The organism is Bifidobacterium callimiconis (assembly GCF_003952005.1).
GTDB classification, from domain to species: Bacteria; Actinomycetota; Actinomycetes; order Actinomycetales; family Bifidobacteriaceae; genus Galliscardovia; species Galliscardovia callimiconis.
Genome location: NZ_QXGJ01000008.1, coordinates 112,405 through 130,579, shown reverse-complemented (window position 1 = coordinate 130,579; position 18,175 = coordinate 112,405). Strand labels below are relative to the sequence as shown.

Sequence of the window (18,175 nt, the reverse complement as noted above, 5' to 3'; positions counted from 1 at the left end):
GACCAATAAGAAAGGAGCTCCAATGCCGGGACACCAGATCAAGTGCCTGTACTGCTTCAAGGAGTTCGATGACGCCGCCGTCCACTTCCGTATGGAGACCGTGTTCAATAGCGAGGACGACATCGAGTTCACCGATCCGAACACGGGCAAGGAATACTATTCGGTGGCGGACATCACCAAGGATCCGATGCTGAGCAACGCCGCCCGCACCCAGCTGATCGATCGGTTCAAGACTCTCGCCGGATTCGTTCAGCAGGAGGATCCCGAGTACGAGAAGTTCTGGAAGAAATTCGGCGGTACCACAGAAATGCCGGCGAAGGCGCATGATGGCGTCGCCGGTGTGGATCCTTGGCTGCGTCGTGTGTATGATCCGAACAATCCCGCGGACCAGCAGTTCTTCTCCTCCACGGAAGGGCCGGTGATCTCCGACTCCGGTCTGCTGTATAAGGTCACGGATTGTTTGGGGCGTGAGACCACACGTCGCGTGTGCCCGTTTTGTCATAATCCGTTGCCGGGTCTGTACGGCAAGTATCCGGTGAAGTTTATTTCGATCATCGGCATCACCGGCGCCGGAAAGACCGTGTATCTGTCACAGTTGGTGCAGTGGTTCGTCACCGATCTGGCCAAGTGCGGCATCACCGTGAATCCCACGTCCATGTATGCGTATAAGTACCGTGATGTCAATCCGGTGGAAATGCAGCGGCGTCTGCCGGAAGGCACTCCTCCGCAGCAGATGCAGCAGCCGTTGTGCTTTGATCTGACCTATAACGATGAGGTTGGTCGTGCGCACAACATGACGATGGTGTTCTACGACATCGCCGGTGAGAACTGTCAGTTGAGCTATGACGACTCTGAAGTGGCGACTAAGGCCAAGGAGTTTGGCCCGTTCATCGAACACTCCGATGGCATTCTACTGGTGGTGCAGCCGCAGCAGTTCTCGGAACCGGATCCTGTTGGCGGCCCGCAGGCCGTGCTGAACGTGGTCCATGGTCTGTTCGATGCACATGCGAATGATCTCGATCACATTCCCATGGCGGTGTGTATTTCCAAGGGTGACATCGTGGTGCAGCAGGTGCTTGGCAGCCAGTCGATTCCGAATCTTCAGTATCTGAAAGTGGGCAGGAAGTATCGTCCGGTATTCAATGCGGATAGCTACAACAAGCTATATGAGCCGGTCTACAACTTCGTAGAGCGCCAATCGGCTGAGTTGATTGCGTCGTTGTCGGTGGATTATCCGATTCACGACCTGTTCATGGTGTCGGCGATCGGTACCGCGATCGGCACGTTCAAGGATGACGAGGGTGAGTATGAGGCTCCGGCCGCGCCGCCGCTGCCGCAGCGTCTGGTGGAGCCGTTGCTGTGGATGCTGAACCGGTTCGGATTCATCGGTTCCACGGGATTCATCAACGAGCCCAATGACTGGTTCTGCCCGCAGTGCAATCGTCGTCTGCACATCACTCAGGAGTTCTGCCCGGATTGCAAGTGCACCGAGGACGGTCGTTGGATGTGCCCGCTGTGCGGGACGGTGAATCCCGCCGGTACCGCGCAGTGCTCGCATACGGAGAAGGGCTTCCTCGGCATGACCAAGCGGTGCAAGGGCACGCCGATTCGCCACTGATACATCACGAACACATACAAACTGACGGAGCCTGAACGGGCAAGGTACTAGGAGGGCAACATGATCGGTGCAAACGGAACGACGGGAGGCAGCGGCGTTCCTCGCCAGATCTGCTTCACTCGAGTCGGCAAGCAGGAGGCGGGAGCAGGCTGGCAGACGGTCAATGTGTCCCCCGGCCTGCCCGCAGGTGCGGTGAGCGCGTTCGAGGGACTGCAGAACGGCAACGTTCGCTATGTGTCTTCCGGAACATTCGATCCGGAAGACACGGCGAAGATCGTCACCGAACTGCGTATTCAGGGGCATGACGCGTTCCTCACCCGCATCAAGTACGGCGTGAGGGAGGAGGTCGGTCGTGCCGCCATGGGCGCGCAGGGATTCGTGTTCCCGCTCGAGCAGCTGGTCGCCGACCCGCAGTCCGTGCTGAACGTGGAGTATACGAACTTCGCGCTCGCCGCCGATCAGACTCTGACCACGCAGATCGTGGAGGCCACTGCGGCCGCTCCCGCAACGTTCTCGGTGGCTCCTCATCGTTCGATGGGTGAACTTCGTGCCGATCTCGCCGCACTGGGCGTGAACGACGACCAGAAGTTCGCCGATCTGCTCACCTGCGTGGTGATCACGCTGTTCAGTCGCGCCAAGGAAACGCTGACCATTCACTGCGACTGCAGCGAAACCACCATCCGCACGGTGATGGCCTGCCTGTATGCGGCCATCCCGCCGGCATTGCGTGGCAAGCTCACGTTCTCTACGTATCTGACGAACAACGGCATGCCCACCACCATCGTGTTCGCCCACCCCAGCCGTGCGGCGGCCCGCGTCTTCGATCTGGCGACCGGCACCACGAACGTGCTGACCAAGGGCGCGCGTCACCGGTACGAGCAGTACCAGTTCATGATCGTTCCTGCGTCCAATTTCAATGATCGACTTTCCGGATTCTTCACCGCGCTTGAAGCGAAGATCGCACAGCTCGGCGACAGTGCTGAAGCCGCCGATATGGACATGTATCAGCTGGCCTACGACCTGCTGGTGGAGGAACAGACCGGCACGGCCACGTCCTCGTACGAAAAGTGCGTCACCAGACTGATGTCCCTGCTCGTGTTCGCCCGACTCGACCGCATGAACGACTACTGCGAGCACCTGATCGCGGTGTCCCTCACCGAGTTCCTGGACAATCAGTACGAACTCAACGACGTGCTCAACGAGCAGTTGGGCGAGGCGATCGGCAAGGCCAAGACCCCCGAACTGGTGCAGGTGGGGGAGCGGTACACCGCCACGGTGATCAAGGCCAAGACCCCCGCCGAGGGCGCCCAGTATCTGGCCCAGGCATACCCCGACCGTACGTCGCAGGGATTCCTGAGCCTGCGCGAACTGCTGGCTCGCGACCCGGACGGTCAGGCCGTGCTACGGGAACTGTATGTGGCCGTGCTCGGCGAACAACTCAAGGTCAGGGTCGAGCAGGAGGCCACGGCTGCAGGTGTTGATCTGGTCTCCGAAATCGCCGCCTATCGAGATGAGGCATTGCAGTCGGTGGCGGATCATGCCGCCGTGATGCAGGTGGTGGCTGACTCCGCTCAGAGCTATCTGGTCGCACGCATTCAGCCGGATCAGGATCCGGGTGAGGTGGTGCAAAACGCTGAAGTCGTCCTGGGTCGATTGCTACGGAACGAGTCTGTGAGCGACGACGTATGGCATGCGGTCGTGGCGGCCTATTGGAAGAAGTTCACGTTCAACGGTTTCAAGTTTGATCAGGTGCCGTCCTCGTATGAGCCTCTGGAAGGTGGGACGCACTATCCGGAATACGTCGCCATCGGATACGCGCAGCAGTGCCTACAGGCATTCAACGCCGGCGATGTGACGCAGGTAGCCGAGGCATTGCAGCGCTATCGTGATTTCGCTGACCTTGACCCCGCTAAGAAGATCACGCTGAACAATCTGATGCTGAACTATTGTCTGCAGCATCGCGCCCAGTACGCCGTGCGTCCGATCGAGCCGACCGGTGACGAATATCAGCCGCAGGGCGCCGAAGCGCAGTCCGCCGCCGAACTTGACGTATGGATCCATTTGATTCGTGCACTCAAGAACGACAAGCCTCAGACCGTAGCGGAGTTCCTGCTGCGTCAGGGCATGCTGCCTGCCGGAACGGATGAGCGGTTCTTCGCTCTGGTCGGTCAGTCGACGCTGCTCAAGGGGCCGGAGCTCGACAAGCTGGCCGACGGTATGGCCCTGTGTTCCGAGAGTGGCGATCCCGCTTTGGTGGAAGGCGCGAACACTGTGCTTGAGGATCTTGCCTCCCTGCAGAAGCTGCGCGATCAGGAGGCCAAGCAGGCCGCTAAGGATGAGAAGCGAGCCGAGAAAGAGGCTCGCAAGGAGGCTCGCAAGGCCAACGGTGGTTTCCTCGGTGGACTACTCTTCGGAGGCAACACGGACGAGACCTACGACGACGAACCAGAGTCCATGGAGACCCCCATGCAGGCTCCGGCCGAGCATATCGGACGCGTCTCCGGCTTGGCTCAGGCGTCTCAGCTTGCTCAGCCGGTGCAGCCCGTTCAGTCGGCGCAACCGGTTCCGGCGCCGACTGCTCCGGTCGTTACCACGCAACCCACCACTATTCAGCCACGGTCCGTGCGTACGCAGCAGCCTGTTCAGCAGACTTCCGTGCCGCAGACTCCTGTTGACTACCGTGTGGCACAGTATGCGCAACAGCCTCCGAGGCCTCCGCGGCCGGGACAGCAGACCCAGCAGCAGACAGGCGCAGCGTGGGATCCGATGGTGACTTCCCAGCCGCATCAGTTCGATTACCAGCAGCCCACCGCTCCCGCTGCGGCTCCGGTGCAGCCTGCCGTGCCGCAGGCTCAGCCGCAGTCGTACCAGCCGTCCGTGCAGCAGCCCGTACAGTCCGAGCCTCCGCAGTTCCAGCCCATGCAGTCGGAACCCGACTCCTACGACGAGCCTGAGGAACAGCCCAAGAAGGGCGGCCTCGGAGGATTTTTCGGTGGCCTCTTCGGCGGTAAGAAGAAGGGACGCCACTGATGAGCGAAACCAAAGCACCCAAACCGGTCCAGTACGGTTCGGTCAAGGTGGTGCCGCGCGACATGCGGTTCAGCTGCCTGAGCGGCTACAACTACTACGCGCTCACCACCGACACCGTCCGCGTGTTCGGTGTGAGCCGTCAGGTAGTGGAGCACGCCCAGAGCGGCGAGCGCTTCTACCTGCTGCCCGTGGAGCCACCGTACGAATCCGGTTCCGCCGAGCACCACAAGGTCAGGGTGAAGGTCGACGCCAATGCCTCCGACGAGGAATATGAGCAGGCCACGCACGAAGAGTATCGGACCCTGCAGGACGATCCGTACCTCGCCCACTGGCGTGAGATCATCTATCATCCGCTGCCGGCCGCACGGTTCGAATGGCCGGTGGATCTGGTGCAGAGCGCCCAATGGCATTATCTGGTGTTCCCGATGACCGACGCCGGCGATGCTTGGCATCCGCTCACCGAACTGATCGACAACATCAACTCCGAGCGTCTGACCAAGCGTGAGATCGCCGAAATGGCCGGCGCCGCCGACCCGATGTCGCTCAGCGTGGCACGATCCCTCCTGCAGGGATGGCATGAGCTCCTGACCTCCGGATACTCCTACTGTGGTTTCACCGGCGGCAGCGTGTTCTACAACGTCAACGACGGCAGCGTACGATTCGCGTTCAGCCCGGCCGTGCACCGCGTCGGCGACTTCCGCAAACACCTGCGTACGCCGTCCGCGCTCGCCTGGGTGCCGGAGGATCTCGTCAACCGAGCCGGTTCCTTCAGCTCGCTGGATTCCTCTGAACAGGAGCTGCTACAGATCACCGACCGGTATCCGGTATGGCGTGGCAGCAGGCTGAACCTCGATCTCGACTATGTGGACGTGGCCGGCTACGACCGGATCATCAGTGCGCTCGACAAGGACGAGCAGCCGCAGCTCGACGTGTTCTCCGAACTGTTCGTCATCGCATCCGTGCTGTTCCGTCTGCTCGTCGGACGTCTGCCCTACGACGGCGGCGTCATGGCGGCCGAACCCAACGGCACCGGTGTGGTGCACGAGGAATGGTGCAAGACCTACCATCGCAACGCCGACTTCATCTTCGATCCGAAGAACGAAATCAACCACATCGGCAATGGCGTCACCACGCCGGCCGACGACGTGTTCGTCCGCAACTGGGAGAACCTTCCCGGCGAGGTGACCGTGGGCACCGACGGCAGCGTCAGAGGCACCGGGGTCAAGGGCGCGTTCGTGACGGTGTTCACGCAGGGCACCGAACGCAACGCCGACACGAAACTGCGCTGGTGCCAGCCCAAGACGTGGCTCAAACGACTCGAAGGCTATACCGCGCATCCGCTGGACTGATCCAGGCTGGTTGATTCGTTGATGTGTCAGTCGGCGGTTTGCCTGGCTGAACGTATGAGGGAAGAGAACGGGAGAGGACATCATGAGTAATCCCACAACGGCGCCCGTGGCGTCGGAAACGGCGACGGAATCGGCTGCGACCGGCGCCGATCCGCTGGTCGCCGCGCTCGCGCAGCGCGTCAGGCAGACCATCGACAAGGAGGGCACGGACGCGCTGTACGACGCCGACCGTGACTTCGACGAATTCTGGCAGACGTCCACCGCGCGTTCCGACGACGAACGCCGACTGCTCGAGGCGCTGTCCCGTCAGACCAAGGCCGGTCTTGTCGGCCCGATCCTGGCCAGCGTGCGCCCCGGCAGCACCGCGGTGGAATTCAACAACGCCATGCAGTCCATGCTCGATCAGGATGCGTCCGAAACGGAAGAGCCCGCCGATGGGGAGACCCCCGGTAAGACCGGCAATGGCGTGAGCGGCAACGATTCGGCGCGACAGACCGCCGCACGCATCACCGCCGCCCTGTTCCTCGCCGGCGGCGCGAATCCGGCCACGACGAACACGCTCATGGCCCGCGTGAACGCCGACACCGCCACCGCCAAGGCGGGCGGCATCAGCGACGACGCGATCCGCAACGGATGGCTCGGCAGCAAGCGTTACGGCAAGCCCAACACCCGCTGGTACAAGCACGACTTCACCGGCTCGCTGCGCGCCTACACGTCGCTCGGCTCGATCTGGCTGAACTCCGAACGTCGCGTGAAGATCCACAACATCCACCGTCAGCGCATGGACAACATCACCACGCTCAAGTACGCCGCGGTGCTGACCGCATTGTTCGTCGCGTTTATGGCGGTGTTCCACGCCGGACTGTTCACCGCCACCCCGCACGTGCTCATGATCGTGTTGTGCGTGCTGGCAGTGGCCGCCTTCGCCGCGTTCGCCGTGCACTGGTTCAAAACCAAGCCGTACAACAACCTCAACGGCGTGATCGCGCTGATCTACGCGGTATGGGCGATCTACGCGCTGTCCGTGGTGCTGTGATGAACGGCATGACTGCTGCCGATGCGGCTGCCGGCATGACGCGTGACGAGTAGGGGAGAACGACGATGAACGTGAACAAACGACTGATGGAACACAACGCGATCGCAGTGGTGATCGCGACACTCATGGTGCTGTTCGGTTGCTGGCCGCTGAGGGAGTCTCTGGGCAACCAGTGGCCGGTGATCGGCGCGGTGATCACGGCGATCCTCGCCGGCGGTTCGGCGTACTGGCTGGCCAAGGGCGTGGATGATGACGCCGCCGCGTCGGTGCCGGGCAAGTCAGACGAGTCCGACGCAGCCGACAAGAAGACCGACAGCGGCAAATCAGGCGAGAAACTACCGATGTATCCCGTGCAGGGCATCGGCCTGTATATGCTCGCCGTCACGCTGGGCTACGTGGGGGCGACCTTCCCCATGCTCAAGGGATACTTCACGCTGGACCTGATCACGGGCGTGTTCACGAACTTCGATCCCACCATGGATCCGACGAGCTTCGGCTTCCTTGCAATCGGCTTCGTCGCGATGGTCGTCGGCTTCTTCTGCATGATCGGCAACATCAGCAAGATCAATGTGACCACGAATGGACGCCACAACATCTCCAACGTATTCCGGTGGACGATCATCACATGCCTTGGCTTCGGCGGTGCATTCTACCTGTTTGAGCCTCACAACTGGGAGGCCTACACGCTGCCGTGGCTGCTGGAGCTCTTCGCACTCACCATGGTGTTCTCCCTCACCATGCGCGCCGGCGTCGACCTGTTCAAAATCGTCGCTCCGACGAATCCGAAGCTCGCGCGCAACAACCTGTGGTGCTATGCGCTCATCGCCGTGTGGATCACCGTGCGACCCCTGCTGTTCCAGGGATTCGCCATGCAGGGCAAGCATCCGTGGAACGCGTTCCTGCTGCAGGGACTGTTCAGCCGCAATGGTCTGATCGTCGCCACGCTGGTGCTGATCGTGGCCATCGCATGGATCACTAACCGCGTATTCGGATGGTGGGCCGTCGTCCGTGACCGGAAGGCCAAACTGTGCTGCGACCTCGACAACGACGACCGGTTCGCACTGCACGGCGCGCTGCTGCTGGTCGCATTGCTCGGCACGATCTGGGTAGTGAACCTCACGCTACGCTACCCGGTGATGCTGCGCTGGTTCGTGCCGGCCGTGTTCGTGTACGTGGTGGCATCTCGAATCAGAATGTTCATGGACGGCCCGACCGTGGCCAAGAACACGCGTTCCGGCAGTTCCGCATCCACGCCGGACGTGACCGCCGCCATGATGCGCAATGCCAATGGCAGCAACGGCAGTAACGGAGGCAGCAGCGGCGACAAGGACAAGGCGCCTTCGGCCAGATCCACGAGCATGTCCGCAATGTTCGCCTACTCGGCCAAGTCGATGACGGTCGTTGCCCTATTTGGCAGCCTGCTGCTCATCTGCGCGTTCCACGGACAGTTCCTCATGATCGCCGCCCTTCTGGTCTTCGGAGTCATGGTGCGAAAAGGATACCGTGACGCCCAGTCGTCGACGGACCATGTTCCGTGGTTCTGGGAGAGCGTTCTGCTGTTCATCGGATTCGTCGCCGCGGCCAGTACGTACGCGAACGGATTCACCATTCCCAAGATCGTGTTCATCGCGTCCTCGCTCGTAATGGCCAGCGTGGCGGTGTGGATGATCCAGCAGGATCGCGTGGGACAGAGGACGAAGGTGGGACTGCCTGCGTTCAACGACCTGCACACGCGTGCGTTCACTCTGGCCGCGCTCAAGGGTGCGATGGCACTCGTGTTCGCGATCATCGTAGCACTCGGTGCCACGGGTGGACTCAAGCCGGCGAGCTTCAGCGACTCCACGCCGGATGCGCTGGTCTCCAACGTGGCGTTCGCGGACGGTGCACAGAACGTGACCGTGCACGTGGACCACCCCGAGCAGGTCAAGGAGGCCAAGGCGCTGACGGACGCCGGCTACCTCGGCACCCGGGACAAGGCGCAGCCATTCGACATCAACAATCCGACCATCACCGTGGGCAAGGACAACCGTCACGTGGCCGTGTGGATCACATACAAGGACGGCACCGTCACCCGCGCCGACCGCTGGCTCGACTGGAGCGCGGTGCAGGTGGAGCGCTACAGCCGTCTGCAGAACCTCATCAACCTCACGACCAACTGATTTTCGTGCTCCCTCCCTCTGTCGCGGCGTTCGCCGTGACATCTCCCTCCCTGGGAGGGAGAACACGGGTTTTCCTCTGGAAGGGGAGAACTAGGGAATAGAGAAAGAAGAAGACAATGGCGAAATCACAAGGCATTCCAATGGGCAAGATCGGCCTGTTCGCGCTGTTCATCGCGGGCTTCTGGCTCGTGGCCGTGGCATGGCGAACCAGCATCGATCCGGCCACGGGCATGGAGTTCGCGGCCGGCATGAGCACGCTGCCGTTCGCCGGCGGGATCTTCCACGTGCTCAACTCGTTCATGCACGTGGACACCAGCCTGTTCTCCATCTCGTCCGGACCGTTTTTCCTCATCGCGATCATCATCCTGATCGTGCAGGGCGCATTGCAGGCGCCGCTCATGCTGCTGCTCAACGGCCTGTTCGGGCCGTTCCTGTTCTCGCCCTACCAGCGCGGCGGCTACTCCGTGGTGGCCGACCCGAACATCATGCGTGCCAAGGACAAGCTGCTCAACAAGGCGGGCAAGCTGCTCGGCTCTCTTATCGCCACCATCTGCGTCGCGCTGTTCGCCGCATGGCTCGTCAACTACGCACTCGACTGGGTGAACCAGCACAACATTCTGGTACGTATCCTCATCTACGTGGTCGCCGTGGCCATCGCTGGTCTGCTCGTCGTCGCGCCGTTCCTCATCTCCGGCGTTGGACACGACTTCCTCGTCGGCGTGCTCGGCAATCTGGCGCAGAGCGTGGTCTACGCGTTCATCACCAACGTGTGCATCATCGCCGTGGTCATGTCCACCACGGCCGGCCCGTCGATCGGACAGATCGGCATCACGCTGCTCGTGTTCCTCGCGTGGATGATCATCTACACCGACACCGACGGCTATTTCATCCACAGCCGCGGTCGCCGCTGACTAGGCTGGAGACAGAGCGAAAGTCTTGGAACCAAAGGAGGGATCCAATGCCCGGATACCAGATCACCTGTCCGTACTGCTTCGAGGAGTTCATGGACGATCAGGTCCACTTCCGTATGGAGACGGTGTTCACGGACACGTCGGATTTCGGCTTTGCCAATCCGACCAGCGGGCAGCCGTATCTGTCTCTTGCCGACATCGAACACGACACGACGCTCAGTGACGAACTGCGCGCCGGATTCTCCGATCGATTCAAGGTGTTCTCCGGACTGCTGGCCGGAACGGATGCCGATTACGACGACTTCTGGAGCGACTTCGGCGGCACCTCGGAAATGTCGGCACCGGGCGGAACCGCTACGGCCGGCAGCCATCACGTCGACCCGTGGCAGCGTCCGGTGCACGATCCGCAGTCGGAGCCGGATTTCTTCCTCGATAGTGGCGACACTTCTGACGGCGGCATGCTGTACCGCATCATGGATGCCGGCGGCAATGAGACCGCGCGCCGCGTATGCCCGTACTGCCACAATCCGTTGCCGGGCCTGTACGGACAGTATCCGGTGAAGTTCGTTCCAGTGATCGGCATGACCGGCGTTGGCAAGACCGTGTATCTGTCGCAGCTGGTGGATTCCCTGCAGGAGGCGTTCGCCAAGTGCGGCATCTCGGCGCAGCCGTCGACGGTGTCCGCGTACCGGTATCGTGCGGCCAACCCAGTGGAGGCGGGCGTGCCGTTGCCGTATGCCACCATGCCGCAGGCGCTGCAGCAGCCTTTGTTCGTTGATCTTACCTATACCGACGAGGTCGGTCGTCCGCATGCACTGACGATGGTGTTCTACGATATTTCCGGCGAGCACTTCCGGCAGTTCTCCGACGACGAGAGCTATCTCGCTACCCGGTCCATGGCGTTCCTGCCGTTCATCCAGCATGCCAGCGGCATACTGTATCTCACGGATCCAAAGCGTCTTGAAACGCCGGACCCGGTGTACGGACCGCAGGTTTCGCTGACGGTGATCCAGAATCTGATTTCCGGGGACGGCCCCGTACAGATTCCGCTGGCGTTGTGCATCGCCAAGGGCGATACTGTGGCACAGTCGGTGTTCGGCAGCGATGCCTTGTCGCAGTTGGAGCCGTTGATGGACGGCGACAAGTACCGTCCGGTGTTCAACGCGGACGGTTTCAACGCCGTGTATGGTCCGGTGAGCGATTTCGTGGGACAGTCGCTGGCGATGAGCGTCACCATGCCGATGCAGTATCCGAACCACAATCTGTTCATGGTGTCCGCGCTAGGTGCGGCCCCCGAGGAAATGGCCGACGACGATGGTCATACGGAACTGATGATGACGGTGCCGCCGGTGCCGCAGCGTCTGATCGAGCCGGTGCTGTGGATGCTCAATCGATTCGGATTCATCGGGGCCTCGGGGCCGATCAGCAACCCGAGCGACTGGACGTGCCCGCAATGTGGCGCCAGCCTGGCAGTCGATCAGGAGTTCTGTCCGGACTGCCGAATCGGGCGGAACGGTGATTGGACGTGTTCGCTGTGCGGAACCGTGAACCCGGTCGGCAACGCGCAGTGCTCGCACGCGGAGCAGGGATTCCTTGGCATCGCCAAGCAGTGCAAGGGCATGCGGCCGGCGGTACTGCAGCAGATGGTACCGGCGCCGAGGACTGTCGCGGGAGCTTCGGCGACTGCGGCAGGTGCTTCGGGGAGCGCGGCGGCAGGCGATTCGGCAGGTGCTTCGGCGCCGGTGGATTCGCCGTCGGTGCAGCCGATGCCGGCGTCGGCTCAACCGGAGCCCGTGGCATACCCGCCCGCACGGCCTTCTGCCCCGACTCAGGCACAGCAATTCGCCCCGGCTGCTCCCTCTTCCTCCGGTTCTTCATCCTTCTTCGGTGGTCAGGGGAGTTTGGGTCAGCTGATGAACAGGGCCCAGCAGTACGTGCAGAGCGAGGAGTTCGCCGCACAGCGTGACCGGACCATCAGCGGTCTCAGCGCACGCTTCGAGGAGGGCAAGCGTCGGGCCAAGGAAGCCTATGACCTTGCCGCCGAGGAGGCTCGTCGTACCGCCGCCGATGCCAAGCGGGCCGCCGAAGCCGCGAAGAAGGCCTATAATGAACGTCCGAACCCCAATCCGGGACAAGGCTCCCAGAGCTTTTTTGGCGGGTTGTTTAGCGATTCCTACGGAAACGGTTCCGAAGGTTCGTCCGCGAATCCCTTCGCGGCGATGCGGCCTTCGGTTTCCCCCGATTCCGGCCACTCGGCCCCGTCGGCAGTCCCGACGCCTCCTTCTGTTCCTGTACCACCCATGCCTGCCCAGCCGTTGCAGCCTGCTTCGAGCGCTGCGGGCACTGCGAGCGGTGCGGAAGATGCCGGTGACGCCGGTCCGCGATGCTCGAATTGCGGAGCACCGCTGGTCCCCGGCTCGATCTTCTGCACCAACTGCGGCACCCCTGCCTAGGGTTCTCCCTCCGAGGGAGGGAGAACCCTAGAGGGATGCACATAACTTAAGCCTGGAGCCAAAGGAGGACCCCAATGCCCGGTCACCAGATCACCTGCCCGTACTGCTTCGAGAAGTTCACGGACGATCAGGTCCATTTCCGTATGGAAACCGTGCTGGACAGCGCCAAGGACGTTGCCGTCAACGTGACCATCGAGGGTACCTCCCGCTCCTATCATTCGCCGGACGAGGTCGACAACGATCCGGGCCTGTCGGAAACCATGCGGTACAAACTCCTCAACCGACTCCACATACTGTCCGGCTTCGTGCAGGGCGAGGACCCGGTGTATGCGGAATTCTGGAAACGGTACGGCGGCACCACCACCGAATACGTTGACCACGATGATCTTCATCCGTTCCCGTGGCTACGACCCGTGCATGATCTGATTACCGAACCGGAGTTCTTTATGCAGGAGGCGGAAGTCTCCGCCGACAGCGGGCTGGTGGATCGCATCAGGGACGCCAACGGCGAGTACACCACCCGTCGTGTCTGCCCGCATTGCCACAATCCTCTGCCGGAAGGGTACGGTCGATATCCGGTCAAACACATTGGCGTTGTTGGTCTCCCCGGTTCCGGCAAGACCGTATACCTATCGCAGTTTTGTGGTCTTGTCGAAGCGGAGTTCAAGAAGATCGGCATTCGCGCCGTGCCATTGGCTCCCGGCGCCACCGGATATCGTAGGAATACCATGATCAGCGCTCTCACACCCGTGCCGGAGCCCACCAAACCCGAATCGCTGCAGCAGCCGCTGTGCTTCGAGCTAACCTATACGGGCAAAAGCGGCAAGCAATACGGCCTGACACTGGTGTTCCACGACGTCTCCGGCAGGAACTGCGAAGTCAGTCGTGACAGTCCCTCCCTGTCGGACAACGCCGCACGATACGCGCCGTTCCTTGAGCATGCGGATGCGCTCATGTTGATGGTGGATCCCACGCAGCTCGATGCGATGGGTGCGGCGAACACGTCGGAAGGACCGCAGTCCGTACTGAGCGTGCTGCGCGACCTGTATGCCGGGCGTGCGAAACAGCTCGAGCGCATGCCGTTGGCGGTGTGCCTCACCAAGGGTGATGCCGTGGCGAACCAGATCTTCGGCGGACCGATGCGGGAGATGACCGTGCCGGCCGGTGGAGCGGGACAGTCCCGCGTGTTCAACGCGGAGGACTACAACCGGATCCACGGGGCGCTGGTCAAGTTCGTGCAGGACAAGTCGCCCACGCTGGACAACGCGCTGTCCGTGCAGTACCCCAACTACAACCTGTTCATCGTCTCCGCGCTCGGCACCGGAACCAGGCCGGTGGGCACGCAAAGCGGTACGCGCAATGTGCCGGCCGGCGCCCTCGCGCCGAAGCGTCTGATCGAGCCGGTGCTGTGGATCCTGCACCGGATGGGATTCGTCGGCTCCGCAGGTCTGGCGGCCATGCCGAACGAATGGATATGCCCGGGGTGCGAGCGTTCGGTGCCCGGTGATGTGGGGTATTGCCCGAACTGCGGTATCGGGCGCGACGGCGATTGGAAGTGTCTGCTGTGCGGCACGGTGAATTCCGGTGATGACCAGCGATGCCGTCACGTGGAGCAGGGACTGTTCGGTCGGAGCAAGCGCTGCAATGGTATGTGCCCCTTCAAATTCCGCGAGACACCGGGGGCGAATGAGAACTTCACCGGCGAGATAGAGCTGATTCGCTGGGCGATCGATGATGACGAGCGCGAGGCCGCGGCCCGTAAGGGTGATCTTGAGGCGCAGCTCGCCATATTCGATGATGCACAGAAGGACAACGAGGGAGGCAGGATTCGATATTGGGGTGACCAGATTCTGAAGAATCCCGCCATCAAGGACCGTCCCCTTGACCTGTGCCGGGTTTGCGAAGCGCTGTGGAACATCGGCAGCGGAGTCGAACGGTTCCAGTGGGCGGTTCTCGCATCGCGGTCCGGAGACCGGAGCGCCGGAGTCGCACAGTATCAGCTGGGACAGCTGTATCTGCAGGGCAAGGACGGAGTCCCGAAGAATCTGGAACGTGGTCGGTATTGGCTCGAGCGGGCTTGGCTCAACTGTCAGATTCTGGCCCGCGATATGATGCTGTCCAAGTCGCAACTCAGCGACATGCATCTGCAATGGGACATCGACCGATACACTAATGCGGTCTCCCCGTCGAAGGATTTGGTGGAATCCGAAATCCGCGAGCTCGACGTGCTGGTCGACTTCTACCAAGGCACCGACAGGCAGACGGTCCTCGTCAAGTCCCGTGCCCGTTTGCGCTATCAATTGCAACGAATCCACGCCCGCGAGCAGGCGGCCATCGAAGCCGCGCGGCGTGCCGAAGAAGCTAGGCGGGCCGAAGCCGCAAGAAAGGCCGAGGAAGCCAGACGCGCCGAGGAGGCGCGGCAGGCGGAGAAGGCCAAGCGTTTCGAGGAAGCGAGGAAGGCTCAGGCTGCTCGACGTGCTAAGGAAGCTGAGGCCGCGAGGAAGGCCGAGGAAGCCAAACGTGCCGAAGCCGCCAAACAGGAAGAAGCGGAACGCAAGGCGCTTGCCGGCGATCTTGACGCTCAGATCGACCTGATTTTGACAGCGGGGGAGAACGAGGACCGGGATCGGATGCTGTTCTGGTGCAACAGGGCCGTGGCAAATCCGGACATCATTTACAACGACGATTGCAAGGGCATGGTCTGCATGACTTTCGCCGCGAACGCGGAGAGCCGGTCTAAAGCGTATCGGTGGTTGGTGCTCGCCGCGAATTGCGACGATGGTTTCTTCATTGGGCAGGCTCGATGCATGCTGGGACAGACCTACCTATCGTGGCAGGGACTCGCTGACCGGGCCCGCTACTGGTTCGAGGAAGCGCAGCACGCTCTGGCCTCGGAGGACGTGTCCAATGAATCGGTCGGTGAATTGCTGTCCGAGATTCGCAAGGGTCTTGCCGAATGCGCTGGTGCCGCTTCCGACATGAAGGCAGTGCTGCGGGCGAAAATTCGCGAGCTCGACATCCTCATCGATTCCCCGTGGTATGCCTCCAGCCGTGGTTCGCTTAAAACCAAGCGCGACGTTTTAGCGTCCCGGCTCGAGCAATCGCCTGAAACCGGAGATGCACCCAGGACTGCGTCCAAGTCGAGACCGAAGCATGCGGATGCTTCGTCGTCGACGCCGTCGTTCCCGCCGGCTGTTTCGTCTTTCTGCACGCACTGTGGCTCACAGTTGGCTCCCGGTGCGAAATTCTGCTTCAGTTGCGGCAGCCCAGTCCAAGAGACCTCAATGAACGATTGGCCAAGTCCGGTCTCTTCACAGCAGGGTAACAACACCCACCAAAGGCAAGCTCGCCCCATGACTGATGAACAAGAAATTGCGCGCGCAGACATGCTCGTGGCTCAGGTTGAAGGACTCAGGCAGGAAAAGCGCTACCAGGAAGCGGAACCCCTCGCTCGAGAGGCGTATGAGCTACGTCAATTCAATTACGGCTTGGCCAACAAGGACACGCTTTCGGCGTTGCACCTGCTGATCTACGTTCTGAACGATCTGCACCGGTATCGGGAAGCTGTTGAGCTTTGCCGCATTCTGGTCGATATCCGATCAATGATCTACGCGCCGGATGCGCCGGAACTCAAGGACGCCAAGGACTGGCTGGCTTTTCTTTCGCAACGCGCCGGCTGATTCGCTGGCTAAACCGGTCATGCCTTTTCCGATCACTCAGCCTCAACGAAGGAGGAACCAATGCCGGGGCATAGGATAACTTGTCCCTACTGCTTTAAGGAGTTCGACGACGGCGACGTGCACTTCCGCATGGAAACCGTGTTCAAGAGTACGGATGATTTCGGTTTCAGCAATCCGGACACCGGGAAGCAGTATCGGTCCGCGGGCGATATCATACAGGATCCGGATTTGAGTGAGGAGTTCCGTGAAGGATACATCGAGCGATTCAAGGTGTTCTCCGGTTTCCTAGCCGGAGATGATCCGAAATACGAGGAGTTCTGGAGCCGGTTCGGCGGCACTTCCGAGTGGTGGGAGCCGACCGAAGGCGAGACCATAAAGCCGTGGCGGCGGCCGGTGCACGATCCGCATTCAGAGCCGGATTTCTTCCTCGACGGCGGGAGTACCACCGAAAGCGGCATGCTGTACAAGATCACGGACGCCTGCGGTCGGGAAACCTCGCGGCGCGTGTGCCCGTTTTGCCATAACCCGCTGCCGGACCTGTACGGGCAGTATCCGGTGAAGTTCATTCCGGTGATCGGAGCTTCCGGAGTCGGTAAGACGGTGTACTTGTCGCAGCTGATGCGGTGGGCTACGGACGATTTCGCCAAGTGTGGGATCAATGCTCAGCCTGCGTCCATGTATACGCGTAGGTATTGTGACATCAATCCGGTGGAGATGGAGAAGCCCTTACCTGTACGCACCCCTCCGGACGAATTGCAACAGCCTTTGTTCCTTGACCTGTCTTATGAGGATGAGCCCGGTCGAGCGCATGACTTGACTTTGGTACTCTGCGACGTTTCCGGTCAGCTTTGTCAGATCGGTTACGATACGTTGGCAGTGGTCAAACAAGCTCAGAAGTTCGCCCCATTCATTGGACATGCCGACGGCATCCTGTATTTGGTGGAGCCTAGACAGTTCGAGCCGCCGGATCCGGTTCGCGGCCCGCAGGCGGTGCTGAACGTGGTTCACGATCTGTTCGATGCGCATGCGAATGATCTCAACCGTATCCCGGTGGCTGTGTGCATTTCCAAGGGCGATACTGTGGCGCAGGTGGTGTTTGGCAAGTCGTGCATTCCGCAGCTTGAATATCTGAAGAACGGCGGCAAGTACCGTCCGGTGTTCAATGCGGATAGCTACAACAAGCTATACGAGCCGGTCTATGGGTTTGTGGAAAGACTGTCGTTTGTATTGCTCAACACGCTATCCGTGCAGTACCCGATTCATGACCTGTTCATGGTGGAGTCAATTGGTGTACCGGTCGCTGGGCTTAAAAATGAAAACGGGGAATATGGAGCTCCGTCGGCTTCTCCGGAACCGCAGCGTCTGGTGGAGCCGTTGCTGTGGATGCTGAACCGGTTCGGGTTCATCGGTTCCACGGGGTTCATCAACGAGCCCAATGACTGGTTCTGCCCGCAGTGTCAGCGTCGTCTGCACATCACTCAGGAGTTCTGCCCGGATTGCAAGTGCACCGAGGACGGTCGTTGGATGTGCCCGTTGTGCGGGACGGTGAATCCCGCCGGTACGGCGCAGTGCTCGCATACGGAGAAGGGCTTCCTCGGCATGACCAAGCGGTGCAAGGGCACGCCGGCGTGGAAGTAAAAGCGACGGACTGGGAGACGTGGAAAGGAGATTGGTCCTACCCCGCGTTCGTTAGGTACTTACGATGCTGTGTTGGGATCTAACCGGCGTTCGCTAGGTACTTGTCAAAGTAGACCGGCGCGGCTTTTGAGACAAAGGCCGCAAGGAAACAGCGTTTTGCCGATGAGGCTAGCAATGATTGCACTTCCTTGGCATGGCTCTACTTGGATAAGTGCCTAGCGAACGAGGGTTATCCCTCTGCAAACAAGCCAAACCACCTAGCGAACCGGGGTTAGCCCCAGTTCGTAGTGTTCGACAGCGA

At 61.1% G+C, this 18,175-nt stretch carries 9 protein-coding genes; all 9 read left to right on the top strand.

The features are described 5' to 3' along the window. Positions 1-22 precede the first annotated feature (22 nt). The 9 genes from D2E23_RS08555 (at position 23) to D2E23_RS08520 (ending at position 17,874) form a co-directional block, all read left to right on the top strand. Entirely contained in the window at positions 23-1,618 is a 1,596-nt protein-coding gene (locus tag D2E23_RS08555; protein ID WP_126030495.1) for a TRAFAC clade GTPase domain-containing protein, read from the top strand. A 60-nt stretch (positions 1,619-1,678) separates the two neighbouring features. Further along, the gene (locus D2E23_RS08550) at positions 1,679-4,648 is read left to right on the top strand and encodes a GAP1-M domain-containing protein (RefSeq protein WP_126030494.1); all 2,970 of its coding nucleotides are present in this window, start codon (positions 1,679-1,681) and stop codon (positions 4,646-4,648) included. After that, complete coding sequence (locus D2E23_RS08545; protein ID WP_126030493.1) at positions 4,648-5,997, top strand: hypothetical protein; 1,350 nt, start codon at positions 4,648-4,650, stop codon at positions 5,995-5,997. Before D2E23_RS08550 ends, D2E23_RS08545 begins: the two co-directional genes overlap by 1 nt. 82 nt (positions 5,998-6,079) lie before the next feature. Next, complete coding sequence (locus tag D2E23_RS08540) at positions 6,080-7,033, top strand: hypothetical protein (RefSeq protein ID WP_126030492.1); 954 nt, start codon at positions 6,080-6,082, stop codon at positions 7,031-7,033. A gap of 65 nt (positions 7,034-7,098) precedes the next feature. Next, positions 7,099-9,192 carry a hypothetical protein gene (locus tag D2E23_RS08535; protein ID WP_126030491.1) on the top strand — a complete coding sequence of 698 codons (2,094 nt, stop codon included), beginning with the start codon at positions 7,099-7,101 and terminating at the stop codon, positions 9,190-9,192. A 116-nt stretch (positions 9,193-9,308) separates the two neighbouring features. After that, a complete protein-coding gene (locus tag D2E23_RS11625; protein ID WP_164520753.1) occupies positions 9,309-10,103 on the top strand; it encodes a hypothetical protein in 795 nt (264 codons plus the stop codon). Positions 10,104-10,150: 47 nt separating this feature from the next. Continuing rightward, on the top strand, positions 10,151-12,556 hold the full coding sequence (locus D2E23_RS08530; protein ID WP_164520752.1) for a TRAFAC clade GTPase domain-containing protein: 2,406 nt from the start codon (positions 10,151-10,153) through the stop codon (positions 12,554-12,556). A 74-nt stretch (positions 12,557-12,630) separates the two neighbouring features. Continuing rightward, a complete protein-coding gene (locus D2E23_RS08525; protein WP_126030489.1) occupies positions 12,631-16,236 on the top strand; it encodes a zinc-ribbon domain-containing protein in 3,606 nt (1,201 codons plus the stop codon). A 60-nt stretch (positions 16,237-16,296) separates the two neighbouring features. After that, positions 16,297-17,874 carry a TRAFAC clade GTPase domain-containing protein gene (locus D2E23_RS08520; protein ID WP_126030488.1) on the top strand — a complete coding sequence of 526 codons (1,578 nt, stop codon included), beginning with the start codon at positions 16,297-16,299 and terminating at the stop codon, positions 17,872-17,874. Positions 17,875-18,175 lie beyond the last annotated feature (301 nt).

What these genes read in the sequence shown, in the direction of transcription:
- D2E23_RS08535 (WP_126030491.1), top strand. Translation starts at nt 7,099, where the DNA reads ATGAACGTGAACAAACGACTGATGGAACACAACGCGATCGCAGTGGTG.
- D2E23_RS08555 (WP_126030495.1), top strand. Translation starts at nt 23, where the DNA reads ATGCCGGGACACCAGATCAAGTGCCTGTACTGCTTCAAGGAGTTCGAT.
- D2E23_RS08540 (WP_126030492.1), top strand. Translation starts at nt 6,080, where the DNA reads ATGAGTAATCCCACAACGGCGCCCGTGGCGTCGGAAACGGCGACGGAA.
- D2E23_RS08520 (WP_126030488.1), top strand. Translation starts at nt 16,297, where the DNA reads ATGCCGGGGCATAGGATAACTTGTCCCTACTGCTTTAAGGAGTTCGAC.
- D2E23_RS11625 (WP_164520753.1), top strand. Translation starts at nt 9,309, where the DNA reads ATGGCGAAATCACAAGGCATTCCAATGGGCAAGATCGGCCTGTTCGCG.
- D2E23_RS08530 (WP_164520752.1), top strand. Translation starts at nt 10,151, where the DNA reads ATGCCCGGATACCAGATCACCTGTCCGTACTGCTTCGAGGAGTTCATG.
- D2E23_RS08550 (WP_126030494.1), top strand. Translation starts at nt 1,679, where the DNA reads ATGATCGGTGCAAACGGAACGACGGGAGGCAGCGGCGTTCCTCGCCAG.
- D2E23_RS08545 (WP_126030493.1), top strand. Translation starts at nt 4,648, where the DNA reads ATGAGCGAAACCAAAGCACCCAAACCGGTCCAGTACGGTTCGGTCAAG.
- D2E23_RS08525 (WP_126030489.1), top strand. Translation starts at nt 12,631, where the DNA reads ATGCCCGGTCACCAGATCACCTGCCCGTACTGCTTCGAGAAGTTCACG.